At 58.2% G+C, this 16,475-nt stretch carries 17 protein-coding genes and 1 other RNA gene; 12 read left to right on the forward strand and 6 right to left on the reverse strand.

What is annotated here, in order from left to right:
* Positions 1-17 precede the first annotated feature (17 nt).
* Together ACX3YF_RS12550 and zapE are read left to right on the forward strand one after the other, a co-directional pair.
* Complete coding sequence (locus ACX3YF_RS12550; RefSeq protein ID WP_130208241.1) at positions 18-1,373, forward strand: tryptophan--tRNA ligase; 1,356 nt, start codon at positions 18-20, stop codon at positions 1,371-1,373.
* 90 nt (positions 1,374-1,463) lie between these two features.
* Entirely contained in the window at positions 1,464-2,558 is a 1,095-nt protein-coding gene (gene zapE, locus ACX3YF_RS12555) for a cell division protein ZapE (RefSeq protein ID WP_130208239.1), read from the forward strand.
* Between the two features lie 103 nt (positions 2,559-2,661).
* Here zapE and ACX3YF_RS12560 read toward each other — a convergent pair whose 3' ends face one another.
* Entirely contained in the window at positions 2,662-3,582 is a 921-nt protein-coding gene (locus ACX3YF_RS12560) for a GlxA family transcriptional regulator (RefSeq protein WP_189340509.1), read from the reverse strand.
* Between the two features lie 220 nt (positions 3,583-3,802).
* On the opposite strand from ACX3YF_RS12560, the gene ACX3YF_RS12565 reads away from it, so the two are divergent.
* The gene (locus ACX3YF_RS12565) at positions 3,803-4,939 is read left to right on the forward strand and encodes an acyl-CoA dehydrogenase family protein (protein WP_130211263.1); all 1,137 of its coding nucleotides are present in this window, start codon (positions 3,803-3,805) and stop codon (positions 4,937-4,939) included.
* A gap of 98 nt (positions 4,940-5,037) precedes the next feature.
* On the opposite strand, the gene ACX3YF_RS12570 is transcribed toward ACX3YF_RS12565, so the two are convergent.
* Complete coding sequence (locus ACX3YF_RS12570) at positions 5,038-6,078, reverse strand: NADP(H)-dependent aldo-keto reductase (RefSeq protein WP_130211262.1); 1,041 nt, start codon at positions 6,076-6,078, stop codon at positions 5,038-5,040.
* A gap of 245 nt (positions 6,079-6,323) precedes the next feature.
* Here ACX3YF_RS12570 and rplM point away from each other — a divergent pair, with 245 nt between their 5' ends.
* The 7 genes from rplM (at position 6,324) to ACX3YF_RS12605 (ending at position 11,209) form a co-directional block, all read left to right on the forward strand.
* On the forward strand, positions 6,324-6,752 hold the full coding sequence (gene rplM / locus ACX3YF_RS12575; protein WP_003228062.1) for a 50S ribosomal protein L13: 429 nt from the start codon (positions 6,324-6,326) through the stop codon (positions 6,750-6,752).
* A gap of 14 nt (positions 6,753-6,766) precedes the next feature.
* Complete coding sequence (rpsI, locus tag ACX3YF_RS12580) at positions 6,767-7,159, forward strand: 30S ribosomal protein S9 (protein ID WP_003228056.1); 393 nt, start codon at positions 6,767-6,769, stop codon at positions 7,157-7,159.
* Positions 7,160-7,427: 268 nt separating this feature from the next.
* Positions 7,428-8,021, forward strand: coding sequence for a ubiquinol-cytochrome c reductase iron-sulfur subunit (petA, locus tag ACX3YF_RS12585; protein ID WP_034149537.1), 594 nt, complete (start codon positions 7,428-7,430; stop codon positions 8,019-8,021).
* The gene (locus ACX3YF_RS12590; RefSeq protein WP_047533006.1) at positions 8,021-9,232 is read left to right on the forward strand and encodes a cytochrome b; all 1,212 of its coding nucleotides are present in this window, start codon (positions 8,021-8,023) and stop codon (positions 9,230-9,232) included. Before petA ends, ACX3YF_RS12590 begins: the two co-directional genes overlap by 1 nt.
* Positions 9,232-10,011: a cytochrome c1 gene (locus tag ACX3YF_RS12595; protein WP_130211261.1), complete on the forward strand. Its 780-nt coding sequence runs from the start codon at positions 9,232-9,234 to the stop codon at positions 10,009-10,011. Before ACX3YF_RS12590 ends, ACX3YF_RS12595 begins: the two co-directional genes overlap by 1 nt.
* Before the next feature lie 150 nt (positions 10,012-10,161).
* Entirely contained in the window at positions 10,162-10,779 is a 618-nt protein-coding gene (locus ACX3YF_RS12600; RefSeq protein ID WP_007972581.1) for a glutathione S-transferase N-terminal domain-containing protein, read from the forward strand.
* A 16-nt stretch (positions 10,780-10,795) separates the two neighbouring features.
* A complete protein-coding gene (locus tag ACX3YF_RS12605; protein ID WP_047532998.1) occupies positions 10,796-11,209 on the forward strand; it encodes a ClpXP protease specificity-enhancing factor in 414 nt (137 codons plus the stop codon).
* Between the two features lie 75 nt (positions 11,210-11,284).
* On the opposite strand, the gene ACX3YF_RS12610 is transcribed toward ACX3YF_RS12605, so the two are convergent.
* The 4 genes from ACX3YF_RS12610 to ACX3YF_RS12625 all read right to left on the reverse strand — a co-directional run bounded on the left by ACX3YF_RS12610 (position 11,285) and on the right by ACX3YF_RS12625 (position 14,728).
* Complete coding sequence (locus ACX3YF_RS12610; RefSeq protein ID WP_056853208.1) at positions 11,285-11,863, reverse strand: BON domain-containing protein; 579 nt, start codon at positions 11,861-11,863, stop codon at positions 11,285-11,287.
* The gene (locus tag ACX3YF_RS12615; RefSeq protein WP_003171862.1) at positions 11,860-12,453 is read right to left on the reverse strand and encodes a phosphoheptose isomerase; all 594 of its coding nucleotides are present in this window, start codon (positions 12,451-12,453) and stop codon (positions 11,860-11,862) included. Before ACX3YF_RS12615 ends, ACX3YF_RS12610 begins: the two co-directional genes overlap by 4 nt.
* A 101-nt stretch (positions 12,454-12,554) precedes the next feature.
* The gene (locus ACX3YF_RS12620; protein ID WP_130211266.1) at positions 12,555-12,917 is read right to left on the reverse strand and encodes a YraN family protein; all 363 of its coding nucleotides are present in this window, start codon (positions 12,915-12,917) and stop codon (positions 12,555-12,557) included.
* Positions 12,917-14,728 (reverse strand): penicillin-binding protein activator, encoded by a 1,812-nt coding sequence (locus ACX3YF_RS12625; protein ID WP_130211260.1) that lies wholly within the window; start codon positions 14,726-14,728, stop codon positions 12,917-12,919. The genes ACX3YF_RS12620 and ACX3YF_RS12625 overlap by 1 nt, the downstream gene beginning before the upstream one ends.
* Positions 14,729-14,937: 209 nt before the next feature.
* On the opposite strand from ACX3YF_RS12625, the gene rsmI reads away from it, so the two are divergent.
* Together rsmI and rnpB are read left to right on the forward strand one after the other, a co-directional pair.
* Positions 14,938-15,810, forward strand: a complete 873-nt coding sequence (rsmI, locus tag ACX3YF_RS12630) for a 16S rRNA (cytidine(1402)-2'-O)-methyltransferase (RefSeq protein WP_130211259.1) — start codon at positions 14,938-14,940, stop codon at positions 15,808-15,810.
* Between the two features lie 75 nt (positions 15,811-15,885).
* An RNA gene (gene rnpB / locus ACX3YF_RS12635) (RNase P RNA component class A) lies at positions 15,886-16,239 on the forward strand.
* Positions 16,240-16,475: the final 236 nt, after the last annotated feature.

The following is a 16,475-nucleotide window of genomic DNA, read 5'->3' on the forward strand; positions in this document are numbered from 1 at the left end:
CTGACAAGCGATTACCCATGACGACTCGTACCCGTATCCTCACCGGCATCACCACCACCGGCACGCCGCACCTGGGCAACTACGCCGGCGCCATCCGTCCGGCGATCGTCGCCAGCCGTGACAGCAATGCCGATTCGTTCTACTTCCTGGCGGACTACCACGCCCTGATCAAATGCGATGACCCGCTGCGCATCCAGCGCTCGCGTCTGGAAATCGCCGCGACCTGGCTGGCCGGTGGCCTGGATGTGAACCGCGTGACTTTCTACCGCCAGTCCGACATCCCGGAAATCCCTGAATTGACCTGGCTGCTGACCTGCGTTGCCGCCAAGGGCCTGCTCAACCGTGCCCACGCCTACAAGGCATCGGTGGACAAGAACGTCGAGGCCGGCGAAGACCCGGACGCCGGCATCACCATGGGCCTGTACAGCTACCCGGTGCTGATGGCGGCGGACATTCTGATGTTCAACGCGCACAAGGTGCCGGTCGGTCGCGACCAGATCCAGCACGTGGAAATGGCCCGGGATATCGGTCAGCGCTTCAATCACTTGTTCGGCCAGGGCAAAGAGTTCTTCACCATGCCCGAGGCACTGATCGAGGAAAGCGTTGCCACGCTGCCAGGCCTCGACGGTCGCAAGATGTCGAAAAGCTACGACAACACCATTCCGTTGTTCAGCAGCGCCAAAGAGATGAAGGACGCGATTTCGCGGATCGTCACCGACTCCCGCGCGCCGGGCGAGGCAAAAGATCCGGACAATTCGCACTTGTTCACACTGTTCCAGGCGTTCGCCACACCGGCGCAATCCGACGAGTTCCGCAGCGAACTGCTGCAGGGCCTGGGTTGGGGCGAGGCGAAGAACCGTCTGTTCCAGTTGCTGGACAATGAGTTGGGCGAGTCGCGCGAGCGCTATCACCAGTTGATCGAGCGCCCGGCAGACCTGGAAGACATCCTGCAACACGGCGCGAAAAAGGCCCGTGCGGTCGCGACACCGTTCCTCAACGAGCTGCGTGAGGCGGTTGGCCTGCGTTCGTTCGTTGCCCAAACCCAGGTTGCAGCGACCACCAGGAAAAAGGCGGCAAAAGCTGCACGTTTTGTCAGCTTCCGCGAAGACGACGGCAGTTTCCGCTTCCGTCTGCTGGCGGCCGATGGCGAGCAACTGCTGCTGTCGCGCAACTTCGCTGACGGTAAAGCCGCAGGCCAGGTGACCAAGCAGCTGCAGTCGGGTCAGTCGCTGGACGTGCGAAATGAAGACTTGAGCTTCAGCGTCTGGCTGGAAGGCGAGTGTGTCGCCCATAGCCCGGCCTTCGCTGACAGCGCTGCGCGCGATGCTGCAATCGAAGCATTGCGGATCGCTCTGACGCCGGTTCAGGAATAATCAACGGCACGGCCCGACCAAGGGCTGATTGCCATTCCCACGGGCCATCGCTACAGTGACGGCCCGTTTTTGTTGCCTTGCTAACGAATTATGACGCCCCTAGAACGATATCAAGCTGATCTGAAACGCCCGGAATTCTTCCATGACGCTGCGCAGGAAACGGCTGTGCGTCATTTGCAGCGCCTCTACGACGATCTGGTCGCGGCCGAGCAGAACAAGCCGGGCCTGCTGGGCAAACTGTTTGGCAAGAAGGATCAGGCCCCGGTCAAAGGCCTGTACTTCTGGGGCGGCGTGGGTCGCGGCAAGACTTACCTGGTCGACACCTTCTTCGAGGCGCTGCCGTTCAAGGAAAAGGCCCGAACTCACTTCCACCGCTTCATGAAGCGCGTGCACGAAGAGATGAAGACCCTGGCCGGCGAGAAAAACCCGCTGACCATCATCGCCAAGCGTTTCGCCGCCGAAGCCCGGGTGATCTGCTTCGATGAATTCTTCGTTTCCGACATCACTGACGCCATGATCCTCGGCACCCTGATGGAGGAGCTGTTCAAGAACGGCGTGACCCTGGTCGCGACCTCGAATATCGTGCCGGACGGCCTGTACAAGGACGGCTTGCAGCGCGCGCGCTTCCTGCCGGCCATTGCGCTGATCAAGCAGAACACCGAAATCGTCAACGTCGACAGCGGCGTCGATTACCGTCTGCGCCACCTCGAACAAGCGGAGCTGTTCCACTATCCGCTCGACGAAGCGTCCAACGAAAGCCTGCGCAAAAGCTTCCGTGCGCTGACGCCAGAGTGCACGGCAGCGATCGAGAATGACGTGTTGATGATCGAAAACCGCGAAATCCTTGCCCTGCGCACCTGCGATGACGTGGCCTGGTTCGACTTCCGGGAGCTGTGCGACGGCCCGCGCAGCCAGAACGACTACATCGAACTGGGCAAGATCTTCCACGCTGTGTTGCTCAGCGGTGTCGAGCAGATGAGCGTCACCACCGACGACATCGCCCGACGCTTCATCAACATGGTCGACGAGTTCTACGACCGTAACGTGAAGCTGATCATTTCTGCCGAAGTCGAGCTCAAGGATCTCTACACCGGCGGTCGCCTGAACTTTGAGTTTCAGCGTACTCTCAGCCGTCTGCTGGAAATGCAATCCCACGAATTCCTGTCGCGTCCGCACAAGCCGTAGGATATTTCGGAATACAAAAAGGGCCTGCACATGCAGGCCCTTTTTTATGCCTTTTGACTCGGCACAAACCCTGTGGGAGTGAGCGTTGGCTTGACGTTCAGGTCTATGCTGCCTGCTGAAACTGCTGCCGATACTGGTTCGGCGACAGGTCCGTGTGCTGGCGGAACAGGCGTGCGAAGAAGCTCGCATCGTCGTAGCCGACTTCGTAGCTGATGGTCTTGATGCTCTTGCGGCTGGCGGACAGCAGGCCCTTGGCGGTTTCGATGCGCAGGCGTTGCAGGTAGTGCAGGGGCTTGTCGCCGGTGGCGGTCTGGAAGCGGCGCATGAAGTTGCGGATGCTCATGCCGTGTTCGCGGGCGACGTCTTCGAAGCGGAACTTGTCGGCAAAGTGTTCTTCGAGCCAATGCTGGATCTGCAGGATGATCACGTCTTGATGCAGCTTTTGTCCGCCAAAGCCGATGCGACCCGGTGAGTAGCTGCGCTGGACTTCATAAAGAATGTCTCGTGCCACGGCCTGGGACACATTGGCGCCGCAGAAACGCTCGATCAGATAGATATAGAGATCACACGCCGATGTGGTGCCGCCGGCGCAGTACAGGTTGTCGGCGTCGGTCAGGTGTTTGTCCTGGTTGAGCTGGACCTGCGGGAAGCGTTCGGCGAAGGCATTGAAGAAGCGCCAGTAGGTGGTCGCTTCCTTGCCGTTGAGCAGTCCGGCCTCGGCCAGCCAGAACACGCCGGTCGCTTCGCCGCAGAGCACCGCGCCACGGGCGTGTTGCTGGCGCAGCCAGGGCAGGACCTGTGGGTATCGTTTGCTCAGGGTGTCGAAATCGTCCCAGAAGGCAGGAATGACAATGATGTCGGCATTTTCCAGGCCGCCGTCTACCGGGATCTTCACGTCACTGAACGTGTTGACCGGCTGGCCGTCGGGGCTGACCAGGCGTGTTTCGAACGCCGGTGTCAGGCCGTGGCCCAGCTGTTTGCCGTAGCGCAGGCTGGCAAGGTGGAAGAAATCCTTGGCTTGCATGAGGGTGGAAGCGAAAACCCGGTCGATGGCCAGGATGCTGACGCGCCGCAAGGGCGTGGAGGCTTGGTTAGACATAATTCAACTTTATTCTTATAGGGGAAAGTGGTCACCAGACGGCTGGATCGTCTTATTTTTTGTCGGATGTGTCCAGTGTCCTGTATCGGACGCGGGGCTTAGTCTCTGAAGGTTCATTCCTGCCCAATACCAAGAAAGGTGCCGCATGATTCCCAGAACCTTGTTCAGTTCCGAGCACGAACTTTTTCGTGACAGTGTGCGAACGTTCCTCGAAAAAGAGGCCGTGCCGTTCCACGGACAATGGGAAAAACAGGGCTACATCGACCGTCAACTCTGGAACAAGGCAGGGGAGGCGGGAATGTTGTGCTCGCATCTGCCGGAGGAATACGGCGGGTTAGGCGCAGACTTTCTCTACAGTGCGGTGGTGATCGAAGAGGTCGGTCGCCTGGGGTTGACCGGTATCGGTTTTTCCCTGCATTCGGACATCGTGGCGCCCTACATCCTGCATTACGGCAGTGAAACGCTGAAACACAAATACCTGCCGAAACTGGTTTCCGGGGAGCTGGTCACCGCCATTGCCATGACCGAACCTGGCGCCGGTTCCGACCTCCAGGGCGTCAAGACCACGGCGGTGCTGGACGGCGACGAATACGTGATCAACGGCTCGAAGACTTTTATCACCAATGGCTTTCTCGCCGATCTGGTGATTGTCGTCGCCAAGACCGATCCCAAGGCTGGCGCGAAAGGCACCAGCCTGTTCTTGGTAGAAGCCAATACGCCTGGCTTTGAAAAGGGCAAGCGCCTGGAAAAGGTCGGCATGAAGGCCCAGGACACCTCGGAATTGTTTTTCCAGGACGTGCGGGTGCCCAAGGAAAACCTGCTGGGCCAGGCCGGGATGGGGTTTGCGTACCTGATGCAGGAATTGCCCCAGGAGCGCCTCACCGTGGCCATCGGCGGGCTCGCTTCGGCCGAAGCGGCACTGCAATGGACGCTGGAGTACACCCGCGAGCGCAAGGCGTTTGGCAAGGCGATTGCGGACTTCCAGAACACCCGCTTCAAGCTGGCGGAGATGGCGACAGAAATCCAGATCGGTCGGGTTTTTGTGGATCGCTGCCTGGAGTTGCATCTGCAAGGCAAGCTCGACGTGCCAACCGCTGCGATGGCCAAGTACTGGGGCACTGACCTGCAATGCAAGGTCCTCGACGAGTGCGTGCAGTTGCATGGCGGTTACGGCTTCATGTGGGAATACCCGATCGCCCGGGCATGGGCGGATGCGCGGGTGCAGCGGATCTATGCCGGGACCAATGAAATCATGAAGGAGATTATTGCCAGATCGCTTTGATCGGCGTTGGCAGGGTGGACGCTATCGCGGGCAAGCGCTCCCACAGGATCAATGACGCCGGTGGGATGGGCTTGCCCGTGATGGGTTCTACGATTCGATCAAGGCGCAGGGTTCGGGTGATCCTTGTGGATCGCTTCGATCCCTTCCAGCACTTCCTCCGGCAGCTTCAGATCGAAACTGGCGATGTTGCTCTCCAGTTGCTCCATGGTGGTCGCGCCAATGATGTTGCTGGTCACGAACGGCTGCTGCGTCACGAACGCCAGGGCCATTTGTGCCGGGTCCAGGCCGTGTTCGCGAGCCAGTGCCACATACCGGCTGCACGCGGCTTCCGACTGCGGGTTGAAATAGCGGCTGAAGCGGCTGTAGAGGCTCAAGCGACCTTTTGGTGGGCGCGCACCTCTTTCGTACTTGCCCGACAGGAACCCGAACGCCAGCGGTGAATAGGCGAGCAGGCCGCACTGTTCACGAATGGCGATCTCCGCCAGGCCGACCTCGAAGCTGCGATTGAGCAGGTTGTAAGGGTTCTGGATCGAGACCGCGCGTGGCCAGCCTCGTGCTTCGGCCAGGGCGAGGAAGCGCATGGTGCCCCAGGGTGTCTCGTTGGACAGGCCGATGTGGCGGATCTTGCCGGCCTTGACCTGCTCGTCCAGTGCTTCGAGGGTGTCTTCCAGGGGCGTCAGGTTGGCTTCGATTTTGTGCTTGTAGCCCAATTGACCGAAGAAATTGGTGCTGCGCTCCGGCCAGTGCAGCTGGTACAGGTCGATGTAATCGGTCTGCAGGCGTTTCAGGCTGGCATCCACGGCTTCGGTGATGTGCTGTCGATTGTGCCGCAGGTTCCTGTCGCGGATGTAATCAATGGTGTTGCCCGGGCCGGCGATCTTGCTGGCCAGGATCCAGTCGGTCCGGTCGCCGCGGCTTTTGAAGTAATTGCCGATATAGCGTTCGGTGGAGGCATAGGTTTCGGCCTTGGGAGGCACCGGATACATTTCGGCGGTGTCGATGAAATTGATCCCGGCACTCTTGGCCCGTTCAATCTGCGCGAAGGCTTCAGCCTCGCTGTTTTGCTCGCCCCAGGTCATGGTTCCGAGGCAGATGGCACTCACGTTGAGATTGGTCCGGCCTAGCTGGCGATAGTCCATCGGGTGCTCCTTGGGCAAAACAATCATAAAAGCAGGTTGAATTATTTTTCGCAATCTGCATAATTGCGCACCTCTTTCTGCAGTGGAAGTGATGCGCCGCCGCCGAAGAATCTTGCCGTTGAACGGACGCGCCGACCCGAGCCCCCGAAAGCGTCTGTATCCGGCTGCCTTTGACTTGTCAAAGTACGCACTATTCAGTAAGATCCGCCGTCTAATTTACAGGGCGGCCCCTGAGGCTATAAAGAATGAAAACTTTTACTGCTAAACCGGAAACAGTAAAGCGCGACTGGTTTGTCGTCGACGCTGCTGGTCAGACCCTGGGTCGTCTGGCCACCGAAATCGCGAGCCGTCTGCGTGGCAAGCACAAGCCTGAGTACACTCCTCACGTTGACACCGGCGACTACATCGTCGTAATCAACGCTGAGCAGATCCGTGTTACCGGTGCTAAAACCACTGACAAAATGTACTACTCCCACTCCGGTTTCCCGGGCGGCATCAAGTCGATCAACTTTGAAAAGCTGATCGCCAAAGCCCCTGAGCGCGTGATCGAGACCGCGGTCAAAGGCATGCTGCCTAAGAACCCGCTGGGTCGCGACATGTACCGTAAGCTGAAAGTCTATGCGGGCGCTGCACACCCTCATACTGCTCAGCAGCCCCAAGAACTGAAGATTTAACGGAATAGTTCATTATGTCGGCGACTCAAAATTACGGCACTGGCCGTCGCAAGACCGCAACCGCACGCGTTTTCCTGCGTCCGGGTACTGGTAACATCTCCATCAACAACCGTTCGCTGGATAATTTCTTCGGCCGCGAAACTGCCCGCATGGTAGTTCGTCAGCCGCTGGAATTGACTGAGACTGTCGAGAAGTTCGACATCTACGTCACCGTGATCGGTGGTGGTGTAAGTGGTCAAGCTGGCGCAATCCGCCACGGCATCACTCGCGCTCTGATGGATTACGACGAGACTCTGCGCAGCGCTCTGCGTAAAGCCGGCTTCGTAACCCGCGATGCACGTGAAGTTGAACGTAAGAAAGTTGGTCTGCGTAAAGCGCGTAAGCGTCCGCAGTACTCGAAGCGTTAATTCGCTTCCACGTTCAAAAAAGAACGCCCAGTTTCCTCGCGGAGCTGGGCGTTTTTTTATGCGTGCGATTTATCAAAGAATTGCTCTGTGACAACTTGCCACACGCGCAGAGCCCCTATACTACAAGGCTTGGGAGTGGTGCCCTCAGGTAATTACCTTGTCAGAATTGGGGGTTTTCATTACCATTCGGCAAAATTTTTATAAGTACAGAGTTTTACTTAGTAGATGCCTGATTTAACAGGCCACAAAGCTGATGGGAGAGGACTGAATGAGCAATGACGGCGTGAATGCAGGCCGGCGTCGCTTCTTGGTAGCAGCCACATCCGTGGTGGGTGCTGCAGGAGCGGTGGGGGCTGCGGTCCCGTTCGTGGGGTCATGGTTTCCCAGTGCCAAGGCGAAAGCCGCAGGTGCACCGGTGAAAGTGAATGTCAGCAAAATCGAGCCAGGCCAGCAGATGATTGCTGAGTGGCGCGGTCAGCCGGTATTCATCGTCCGCCGTACGCAGGAAATCCTGGGGAATCTGAAGAAGATCGAGGGCCAGTTGTCTGACCCTACCTCCAAGAACTCGACTCAACCGACCTATGTCGATCCGGAAACCCGTTCGATCAAACCTGAGGTTCTGCTGCTGATTGGTATCTGCACGCACCTCGGTTGCTCGCCGACTTTCCGTCCGGAAGTCGCTCCCGCAGATCTTGGCAAAGACTGGGTAGGTGGTTATTTCTGCCCATGCCACGGCTCCCACTACGACCTGGCTGGCCGCGTCTACAAGTCGCAACCCGCGCCTTTGAACCTGCCAGTTCCCCCGCATTCCTATGAGACCGATGACATCATTGTCGTTGGCGTCGATACGGAGAAAGCGTGATGAGCAAGTTCATGGATTGGGTTGATGCGCGCTTTCCCGCGACCAAGATGTGGGAAGACCATCTCAGCAAGTACTACGCCCCGAAAAACTTCAACTTCTTCTATTTCTTTGGCTCCCTGGCCCTGCTCGTTCTGGTCAACCAGATCGTTACCGGTGTCTGGCTGACCATGAGCTACACCCCGTCTGCGGAAGAGGCGTTTGCTTCCGTCGAATACATCATGCGCGACGTCGAGTACGGCTCGATCCTGCGTCTGCTGCACTCCACCGGCGCTTCGGCGTTCTTCATCGTGGTCTATCTGCACATGTTCCGTGGCTTGCTCTACGGTTCGTACCAGAAGCCGCGTGAGCTGGTGTGGGTCTTCGGCATGCTGATTTACCTGGCGCTGATGGCTGAGGCCTTCATGGGTTACCTGCTGCCATGGGGTCAGATGTCCTACTGGGGTGCCCAGGTGATCATCTCGCTGTTCGGTGCGATCCCGGTCATCGGTAACGACCTGACCCAGTGGATCCGCGGTGACTACCTGATTTCGGGTATTACGCTGAACCGCTTCTTCGCCTTGCACGTGGTTGCCTTGCCGATCGTTATTCTCGGCCTGGTGGTGCTGCACGTTCTGGCATTGCACGAAGTCGGTTCGAACAACCCGGACGGCGTGGACATCAAGAAGCACAAGGACGAAAACGGCGTACCGCTGGACGGCATTGCCTTCCACCCGTACTACACCGTGAAAGATATCGTCGGCGTGGTGGTGTTCCTCTTCATCTTCTGTTCGATCGTGTTCTTCTTCCCGGAAATGGGTGGTTACTTCCTCGAGAAGCCGAACTTTGAGCCAGCGAACGCTTTCAAGACGCCTGCGCATATTGCTCCGGTTTGGTATTTCACTCCGTTCTACGCGATCCTTCGGGCTGTTCCTGACAAGCTCCTGGGTGTAATCGCGATGGGGGCGGCCATTGCTGTGCTGTTCGTCCTGCCCTGGCTGGACCGTAGTCCGGTCAAGTCGATGCGCTACAAGGGCTGGCTGAGCAAGATCTGGCTCTGGGTGTTCTGCATCGCGTTCGTGATCCTGGGTGTTCTGGGTGTTCTGGCTCCAACCCCTGAGCGGACGCTGCTGTCGCAGGTATGTACCTTCCTGTACTTCGCCTACTTCATTCTGATGCCGTTCTACACCAGGCTTGAGAAGACCAAACCGGTTCCGGAAAGGGTGACTGGCTGATGAAAAAGTTATTTGCAGTTTTGATTCTTGCTGCGCTTCCTGTCGTGTCTTTTGCCAACGCTCTTGAGCCTGAGCTCGAAAAGGTTGAGATCGACGTTGGTGACAAAGTCGCGTTGCAAGATGGTGCGCGTACATTCACCAACTATTGCATGGGCTGTCACAGCGCGAAATACCAGCGTTATGAGCGAGTGGCGAATGATCTGGATATCCCTGCGGATCTGATGCAAAGCCATTTGATATTCACTGGCGCCAAGATTGGCGATCACATGAGCATCGGCATGCAGCCAGCGGACGCCAAGACCTGGTTCGGTGCGGCTCCGCCCGACCTGACGCTGGTTGCTCGCGTTCGTGGTACTGACTGGCTCTATGGCTACCTGAAGTCGTTCTACGAAGATCCGGCGCGCCCATGGGGTGTGAATAACAAGGTCTTCCCGAATGTTGGCATGCCAAACGTCCTGGTCGGCCTGCAAGGTCGTCAGGTGGTCGGTTGCAAACAGGTTCAGATCGTCGAAGACGGCAAGAAACAATTTGATCCGCTTACCGGTACGCCGCTGACACATGAGGCGTGCGATCAGCTGACGATTGTGCCGAAAAGTGGTGCTTTGACCGAAGAGCAGTTCGATGAGAAGGTCAAGAATCTGGTAACCTTCCTGGCTTACTCGGCTAACCCGGTTAAGCTGCAACATCAGCGCATCGGTACGTATGTATTGCTGTACCTGGCGTTCTTCTTCGTATTCGCCTACTTGCTCAAGCGCGAATACTGGAAAGATGTGCACTGATAAAGCTTTAAGCAATTGCTGTTAATCGCGCGCGCCCAAGGGCGTCTCTGAAGGTGTAACGAGTCTGGTGATCCAGGCGTTACGGGAGGCGCCCTCTGGGCGCGCTCGTTTTTCCGCTTCCGATAATTTCTACAAGCGAGGAGGATCGCCATGGGCGTGACCAATCGGTTGGCCTGTTACTCCGACCCCGCCGACCACTATTCCCACCGAGTGCGAATCGTACTGGCAGAGAAGGGTGTAAGCGCCGAGATCATTTACGTGGAAGCTGGCCGTCAGCCGCCTAAACTGATCGAAGTGAACCCTTATGGCAGCTTGCCCACCCTGGTCGATCGTGACCTGGCGTTGTGGGAGTCAACGGTGGTGATGGAATACCTGGATGAGCGTTATCCGCACCCGCCACTACTGCCGGTTTATCCGGTGGCGCGTGCCAACAGTCGTTTGCTGATTCATCGTATTCAGCGTGACTGGTGCGGTCTCGTGGATCTGATCCTGGATTCGCGGACCAAAGAGGCCGCTCGCGCCGTAGCACGTAAAGAACTGCGCGAAAGCCTGACCGGCGTGTCGCCGTTGTTTGCCGACAAGCCGTTTTTCCTCAGCGAGGAACAAAGCCTGGTGGATTGCTGCCTATTGCCAATACTCTGGCGATTGCCGATTCTGGGTATAGAACTGCCGCGGCCAGCCAAGCCGCTGCTTGATTACATGGAGCGCCAGTTTGCGCGTGAGGCTTTCCAGGCGAGTCTGTCTGGTGTCGAACGCGATATGCGCTAAGGCTTAAGGAGCCGCTATGAACTCCAGTCGACCTTATCTGGTCCGCGCGCTCTATGAGTGGATTGTGGACAACGATTGCACCCCGCACATGCTGGTCAATTCCGAGTATCCGTCGGTGCAGGTGCCGCAGGGTTTTGCCAGTGATGGACAAATTGTCCTGAATGTATCGCCGCAAGCCGTGCGTCATTTGCACATGGATAACGAAGCGGTCAGTTTCGAGGGGCGCTTCGGCGGTGTACCACACACGCTGTACGTGCCTATCGCATCAATCCTGGGTATCTATGCCCGGGAGAATGGCCAGGGTATGGTGTTCGATCTGGAGTCGCCCATGGAAGACGATGAGGGGCTCGAGCCGGATGACGATATTCCGCCACCCGACAGTGAGCCGCCGCGTCCCAGCGGTCGACCTAGTTTGAAAGTGGTGAAATAAAAAAAAGGGTGATCCGCAAGGATCACCCTTTTTATTTCAGCGCCTTCAAACGATGCAGGAGCGCTCCTGCAGGTCTTAATCGATGTATTCGAACAGCTTGACGATCTTCTGCACGCCAGAAACGCCTTGCACCAAATTGGTCGCCTGAGCGGCTTCCTGTTTGGTCAGAAGGCCCAGCAGGTAAACGATGCCGTTCTCGGTGACAACCTTGATGCGCGAGCCGGGGATGTTCGGGTCGGTGAGCATCTGGGTCTTGATCTTGGAGGTCAGCCAGGTGTCGTTCTGCCGGGCAAGGAAGCCGGAGGGTGGCAGGATCTGCAGTTCGTTGTGGACCGTCTTCACGCGCTGAACGGCGGCAGCGGCCTGTTCGGCCTTGGCCTTGAGGTCGGCGCGCGGGGTTTGCCCGGCAAGCAGTACCACGCCGTTGAAGCTGGTGACGACGATATGGGAGTCGTTGTCCAGGGCCGGATCGGCCTTGGCGATGTTCACCCCGACCTTGGTGTCGATCAGGGAGTCGTCGATCTTGCTGCCGAAGGTGCGGGTGCCGCGGTCGTCTTCGATCGGTGCTTCACGGCTGGCATTCACCACAGAGGTGCAGCCGCTGATGCCGAGGCACAGGGTCAGGGCCAGTAGGCCGAGGCGATTAGGGGTCATTCTTCACTCCCGAACAGTTGGCTGTCGATCAAGTCGCATAGGCAATGGATCGTCAGCAGGTGGACTTCCTGGATACGTGCGGTGACGTTGGCCGGTACGCGAATCTCGACGTCCTCGGGCAATAGCAGCGACGCCATGCCGCCGCCATCGCGACCGGTCAATGCTACGACAATCATTTCGCGATCATGTGCGGCCTGGATCGCTTGAATAATGTTTGCCGAGTTGCCACTGGTGGAAATTGCCAGCAAAACGTCACCCGGCTGACCAAGGGCGCGGATCTGTTTGGAGAATATTTCGTTGTAGCTGTAGTCGTTGGCGATCGAGGTGATCGTCGAGCTGTCAGTGGTCAGCGCGATGGCTGGCAGGCTCGGGCGCTCGCGCTCGAAGCGGTTGAGCAGCTCGGACGAAAAGTGCTGGGCGTCGCCGGCAGAGCCGCCGTTGCCGCAGGAAAGCATTTTGCCTTCGTTCAGCAGGGCATTGACCATCACCTGGCTGGCTTGCTCGATGTGCGGTGCAAGTACGTCCATCGCCTGTTGCTTGGTGTCGATACTGGCCTGAAAAAGCTGGCGAATTCGGGATTGCATGTCCATCTGTGTGACCTTAATGAGCGCGGCTGTCCGGCACGTGAATGTGCAGCCCGCAAAACAAAGAGCAAAAATGTTGTCGGGTGTCCGGTTCGGAGCGTAAACGATCAGCCGTCGAAGGCATTCTGCAACCAGTTCAACTGATCGAGTTTACTGTCGATGGCAACCACGTCGAAACGGCAAGGGGAATTGGCCCAGTGCGACTCGCACTGAAGAAAATACTGAGCGGCAAAAATCAGTTTTTGCCGTTTGCGCTCATCGATGCTATCGAGCGCGCCACCCCATTGAGTGTTTTTTCTGTAGCGAACTTCAACGAATACTACTGTATCGCCATCAAGCATGACCAGATCAAGCTCGCCGCGTTTACACAACCAGTTCTGCGCCAGCAGGCGCAGACCTTGTTGTTGAAGATGCTCGAGCGCATGGCGCTCGGCATCCTTACCGCTTTGCTGGCGTGACCTGTCAGGCATCAGCGTGGAGTGTCCGGCAGGCGTTGAACCTGGCCATTGACGAACTGGGCCCATGGCAACTGCCTTACGACGCGCTGGTTCTGCGTCATGCCCAGGCTGCCCGATTGACCTTCGACTCGGCTTTCAGGCAAGGCCTTGAGTTGGCCCAGGCGTGGAGCCAGGCGATAGGCGTCGACGCCCATGGCATACAGGCGCCCCAGGCTGCCGGCTGCCTGTGGCCATTGTGCGGTGACCTGGCGACGCAGTGGATCATTAGCCTCCAACAGCCATGGGGTTTCGCAGAAGCGAATGCCGTTCATGTCGTTGTACTGGTTCACATCGCCGCTGGCACTGAAGACGTGGGAGGTGGCGTAAACCGGAACATCACCCGCGTACTGGAAGTTCAGGGTCGGTTTGATTTGTTGGGCTTGTTGCGGGGTGGCGGCCAGGAAGATGAATTCGATGTCCTGACGGCGGGAAGGTTGGGCGGCAACCTGCGAGCCTATGGTGCTTTGCAGGCTCTTGGCGCGACCTTCGCTCTGACGCAGCTGGAACATGTCGGCAATTTGCTGGGCCAGTTGCACTGGCTGGTCAACGCGTTCGATGGCGACGACGCTGCCGCCATTGGCTTGCCAGTCCTGGCTGAAAGCCTTGAGTACGCGATCGCCCCATTCACCTTTCGGCACCATGATGGCGGCGCGATGCAGGCCGTCGGCGCGAGCGCGGCGCGATACTTCACGTGCCTCGTCTTCCGCTGCAAGACCAAACTGGAACAGTTGGGCCGGACCTTGCTCGCCTTCGCTGTAGTTCAGTGCCAGGGTGGTGATCGGCAGTTGTGGGCGAGTGCTGAGTTGTTTGACCAGTGGCTTTTCCAGTGGGCCGACGACCAGCTGCACGCCATCGGCCTGGGCCTTGCGGTAGAACTCGTCGAGATTGGTCAGGCGCGAACTGTCATAGAACTCGATGGCTGGCGGCTTCTGTCCGGCCTGTTGTGCCTGATAGTGGGCGGCCATGAAACCTTCACGCAGTGCCTTGCCAACCGACGCCAGCGGGCCGTCTTGAGGCAGCAGCAGGGCAATCTTGCTCAAGGGCTGGCTGGCCAGTTGCTTGAGGTTGGTCAATGGCAATGGCAGCTGGATAGCGGCGGGGTGCTTCGGGTTCTGGGCGCGCCAGTTGTCGATCGCGGCCTGCTGCTGTTCCAGGGTGCCGGCCGATTTTACGGCCAGTGCCAGCGCCATCCAGCCGCCGAGGTCATCGGTAGTGTTTGGCTGCAATTGATCGGTTGGCAGCGAAGCGATCAGTGCCCAGATGGCTTCGTGGTTTTTGCGAGCGGCGTCTCCGCTCAGCATCGGCGCGATGAAGATCCGTTCCTTTGCGGCGGCCAGCGTCTGACCATCGGCTTCAAGGGCGCGGGCGTGAACCGTGCCGGTGCGGACCTGTTGCTCGGCAGGCATTTCGCTCAGGCGCTGCAGGCTGGGGTGGCTCAAGGCGCTCAGCGCGGCCTTGGGTTGATTGCGGGTCATGGCCAGTTCCGCCGCCAGGGTACTGGCGAAGATCTGTTGCCCTGGCTTGAGTTGTTCGACCTGAACCTGTTGCAGGATTTGCGCGGACTGGCCGGCATTGCCTTGGTGGTAGGCCAGGTCTGCTGCGCTCAGGCGAAACAGTGCAGCTTCTTCCGGTGTTTTGCTTTGAGCCGCTTTTTCAAGCAGTTGCTCAATACTGGCATCCGGGGTTCGTGGGAGTTCGCCAAGGCTGGAGGAGGGCGAACTGGCGCAAGCGGCCAGCAAGGCAGCGAGGCAGAGGGCAGTGAACAGCCGCAGGCAAGCGATCATGTAAGCGTTCCTGATACTCGATCAAATTAGCGTGGAATTGTACCCAAGCGCTGGCCGGGGCGCGATGTTACTGGCGTGAATCGATCAATTTAGCTCGTACAAATGTTGCGCCATGGCGCAAGAGGCCGCAAAGGTGAGTGTTCCTTGCGCGTATCGCGGGCGTCGCGACGCGTTACAATGGCGACTTTATCGATCATGAGGTGTGCGCTTTGACTGCTCCAGGTGCTTTGAATTCCGCTGCGGGCTCGCTTTATGTGGTGGCGACGCCCATCGGCAACCTGGACGACATCAGTGCGCGTGCGCTGAAGATCCTGCGCGAGGTCGCCCTGATCGCCGCTGAAGACACCCGGCATTCCCAGCGGCTGATGCAACACTTCGGCATCGCGACGCCGCTGGCTGCCTGTCATGAGCACAACGAGCGGGATGAAGGTAGCCGCTTTATTACCCGGCTGCTGGCCGGTGACGATGTGGCGCTGATTTCCGATGCGGGGACGCCGCTGATTTCCGATCCTGGCTATCACCTGGTGCGTCAGGCTCGTGCGGCAGGCATTAACGTAGTGCCAGTGCCGGGCGCCTGTGCATTGATCGCAGCGCTGTCGGCGGCCGGGTTGCCATCGGATCGCTTCATTTTCGAGGGGTTTCTGCCGGCCAAGGCCGTGGGGCGGCGCGCACGCCTCGAGCTCGTCAAGGAGGAACCGCGCACGCTGATTTTCTACGAGGCGCCACACCGTATCCTCGAATGCCTGCAGGACATGGAGCTGGTATTCGGTGGCGAGCGCCCGGCGTTATTGGCGCGTGAACTGACCAAGACCTTTGAAACACTCAAAGGCCTGCCATTGGCCGAGCTGCGTGAGTTCGTTGAGTCGGACAGCAATCAGCAGCGCGGCGAGTGCGTAGTGTTGGTGGCGGGGTGGACGGCTCCCGAGAGTGAGGACGCTGTCAGCAGCGAGGCGATGCGCGTGCTCAACCTGTTGCTCGAAGAAATGCCGCTCAAGCGTGCTGCCGCATTGGCTGCGCAAATTACCGGCGAGCGTAAAAATGTTTTGTACCAGGTCGCGCTGGAAAAACAGAAGGGCGAGTAAAACCCGACGCGCAGGCGCGGTAAAAGGCGTTTAGCGCTTGTTCTTCGGGCGCTCTGCCGTTAACCTTCGCGCCGGAGAGTCGATCGGACAGTCGCTGCCCTCTATGAAAATTAGGGGGGGGAGGAAAGTCCGGGCTCCATAGGGCGAAGTGCCAGGTAATGCCTGGGAGGCGTGAGCCTACGGAAAGTGCCACAGAAAATAACCGCCTAAGCGCTTCGGCGCCGGTAAGGGTGAAAAGGTGCGGTAAGAGCGCACCGCACGTCTGGCAACAGTTCGTGGCTAGGTAAACCCCACTTGGAGCAAGACCAAATAGGGTCCCAAGGCGTGGCCCGCGCTGGGACCGGGTAGGTTGCTAAAGATGTCCAGTGATGGCCATCGTAGACGAATGACTGTTCAAGACAGAACCCGGCTTACAGATCGACTCTCCACCTTTTTCTACCCTCCTGCTTAAATCAATGAGCAGGGTGTGGGTGGTGAAATTGTCGTCATGCAGCGTTGTCAGTAGAAGGGGTTGCGTGATATCAATTTGCCTGCCCTGGTGATGAGCGCCTAAACTCGATGCAGCACCGATTTTCCCTCCTCTCAGAATCGTCAGCAGAAGCACTTTCGTAATACCGAAAAAATCTTACTCTTAATAAATTACTTTAACTTCCGAATGCAGCCTT

This window comes from Pseudomonas fluorescens group sp. PF-69, from assembly GCF_054481235.1.

Coding starts and splice junctions, on each gene's coding strand:
- ACX3YF_RS12570 (WP_130211262.1), bottom strand. CDS start 6,078: ATGGACTATCGCCAGCTAGGCCGGACCAATCTCAACGTGAGTGCCATC.
- ACX3YF_RS12550 (WP_130208241.1), top strand. CDS start 18: ATGACGACTCGTACCCGTATCCTCACCGGCATCACCACCACCGGCACG.
- ACX3YF_RS12560 (WP_189340509.1), bottom strand. CDS start 3,582: ATGCAAGCCAAGGATTTCTTCCACCTTGCCAGCCTGCGCTACGGCAAA.
- ACX3YF_RS12595 (WP_130211261.1), top strand. CDS start 9,232: ATGAAAAAGTTATTTGCAGTTTTGATTCTTGCTGCGCTTCCTGTCGTG.
- ACX3YF_RS12590 (WP_047533006.1), top strand. CDS start 8,021: ATGAGCAAGTTCATGGATTGGGTTGATGCGCGCTTTCCCGCGACCAAG.
- ACX3YF_RS12620 (WP_130211266.1), bottom strand. CDS start 12,917: ATGCCTGACAGGTCACGCCAGCAAAGCGGTAAGGATGCCGAGCGCCAT.
- ACX3YF_RS12565 (WP_130211263.1), top strand. CDS start 3,803: ATGATTCCCAGAACCTTGTTCAGTTCCGAGCACGAACTTTTTCGTGAC.
- ACX3YF_RS12605 (WP_047532998.1), top strand. CDS start 10,796: ATGAACTCCAGTCGACCTTATCTGGTCCGCGCGCTCTATGAGTGGATT.
- ACX3YF_RS12610 (WP_056853208.1), bottom strand. CDS start 11,863: ATGACCCCTAATCGCCTCGGCCTACTGGCCCTGACCCTGTGCCTCGGC.
- ACX3YF_RS12615 (WP_003171862.1), bottom strand. CDS start 12,453: ATGGACATGCAATCCCGAATTCGCCAGCTTTTTCAGGCCAGTATCGAC.
- zapE (WP_130208239.1), top strand. CDS start 1,464: ATGACGCCCCTAGAACGATATCAAGCTGATCTGAAACGCCCGGAATTC.
- rpsI (WP_003228056.1), top strand. CDS start 6,767: ATGTCGGCGACTCAAAATTACGGCACTGGCCGTCGCAAGACCGCAACC.
- ACX3YF_RS12600 (WP_007972581.1), top strand. CDS start 10,162: ATGGGCGTGACCAATCGGTTGGCCTGTTACTCCGACCCCGCCGACCAC.
- ACX3YF_RS12625 (WP_130211260.1), bottom strand. CDS start 14,728: ATGATCGCTTGCCTGCGGCTGTTCACTGCCCTCTGCCTCGCTGCCTTG.
- rplM (WP_003228062.1), top strand. CDS start 6,324: ATGAAAACTTTTACTGCTAAACCGGAAACAGTAAAGCGCGACTGGTTT.
- petA (WP_034149537.1), top strand. CDS start 7,428: ATGAGCAATGACGGCGTGAATGCAGGCCGGCGTCGCTTCTTGGTAGCA.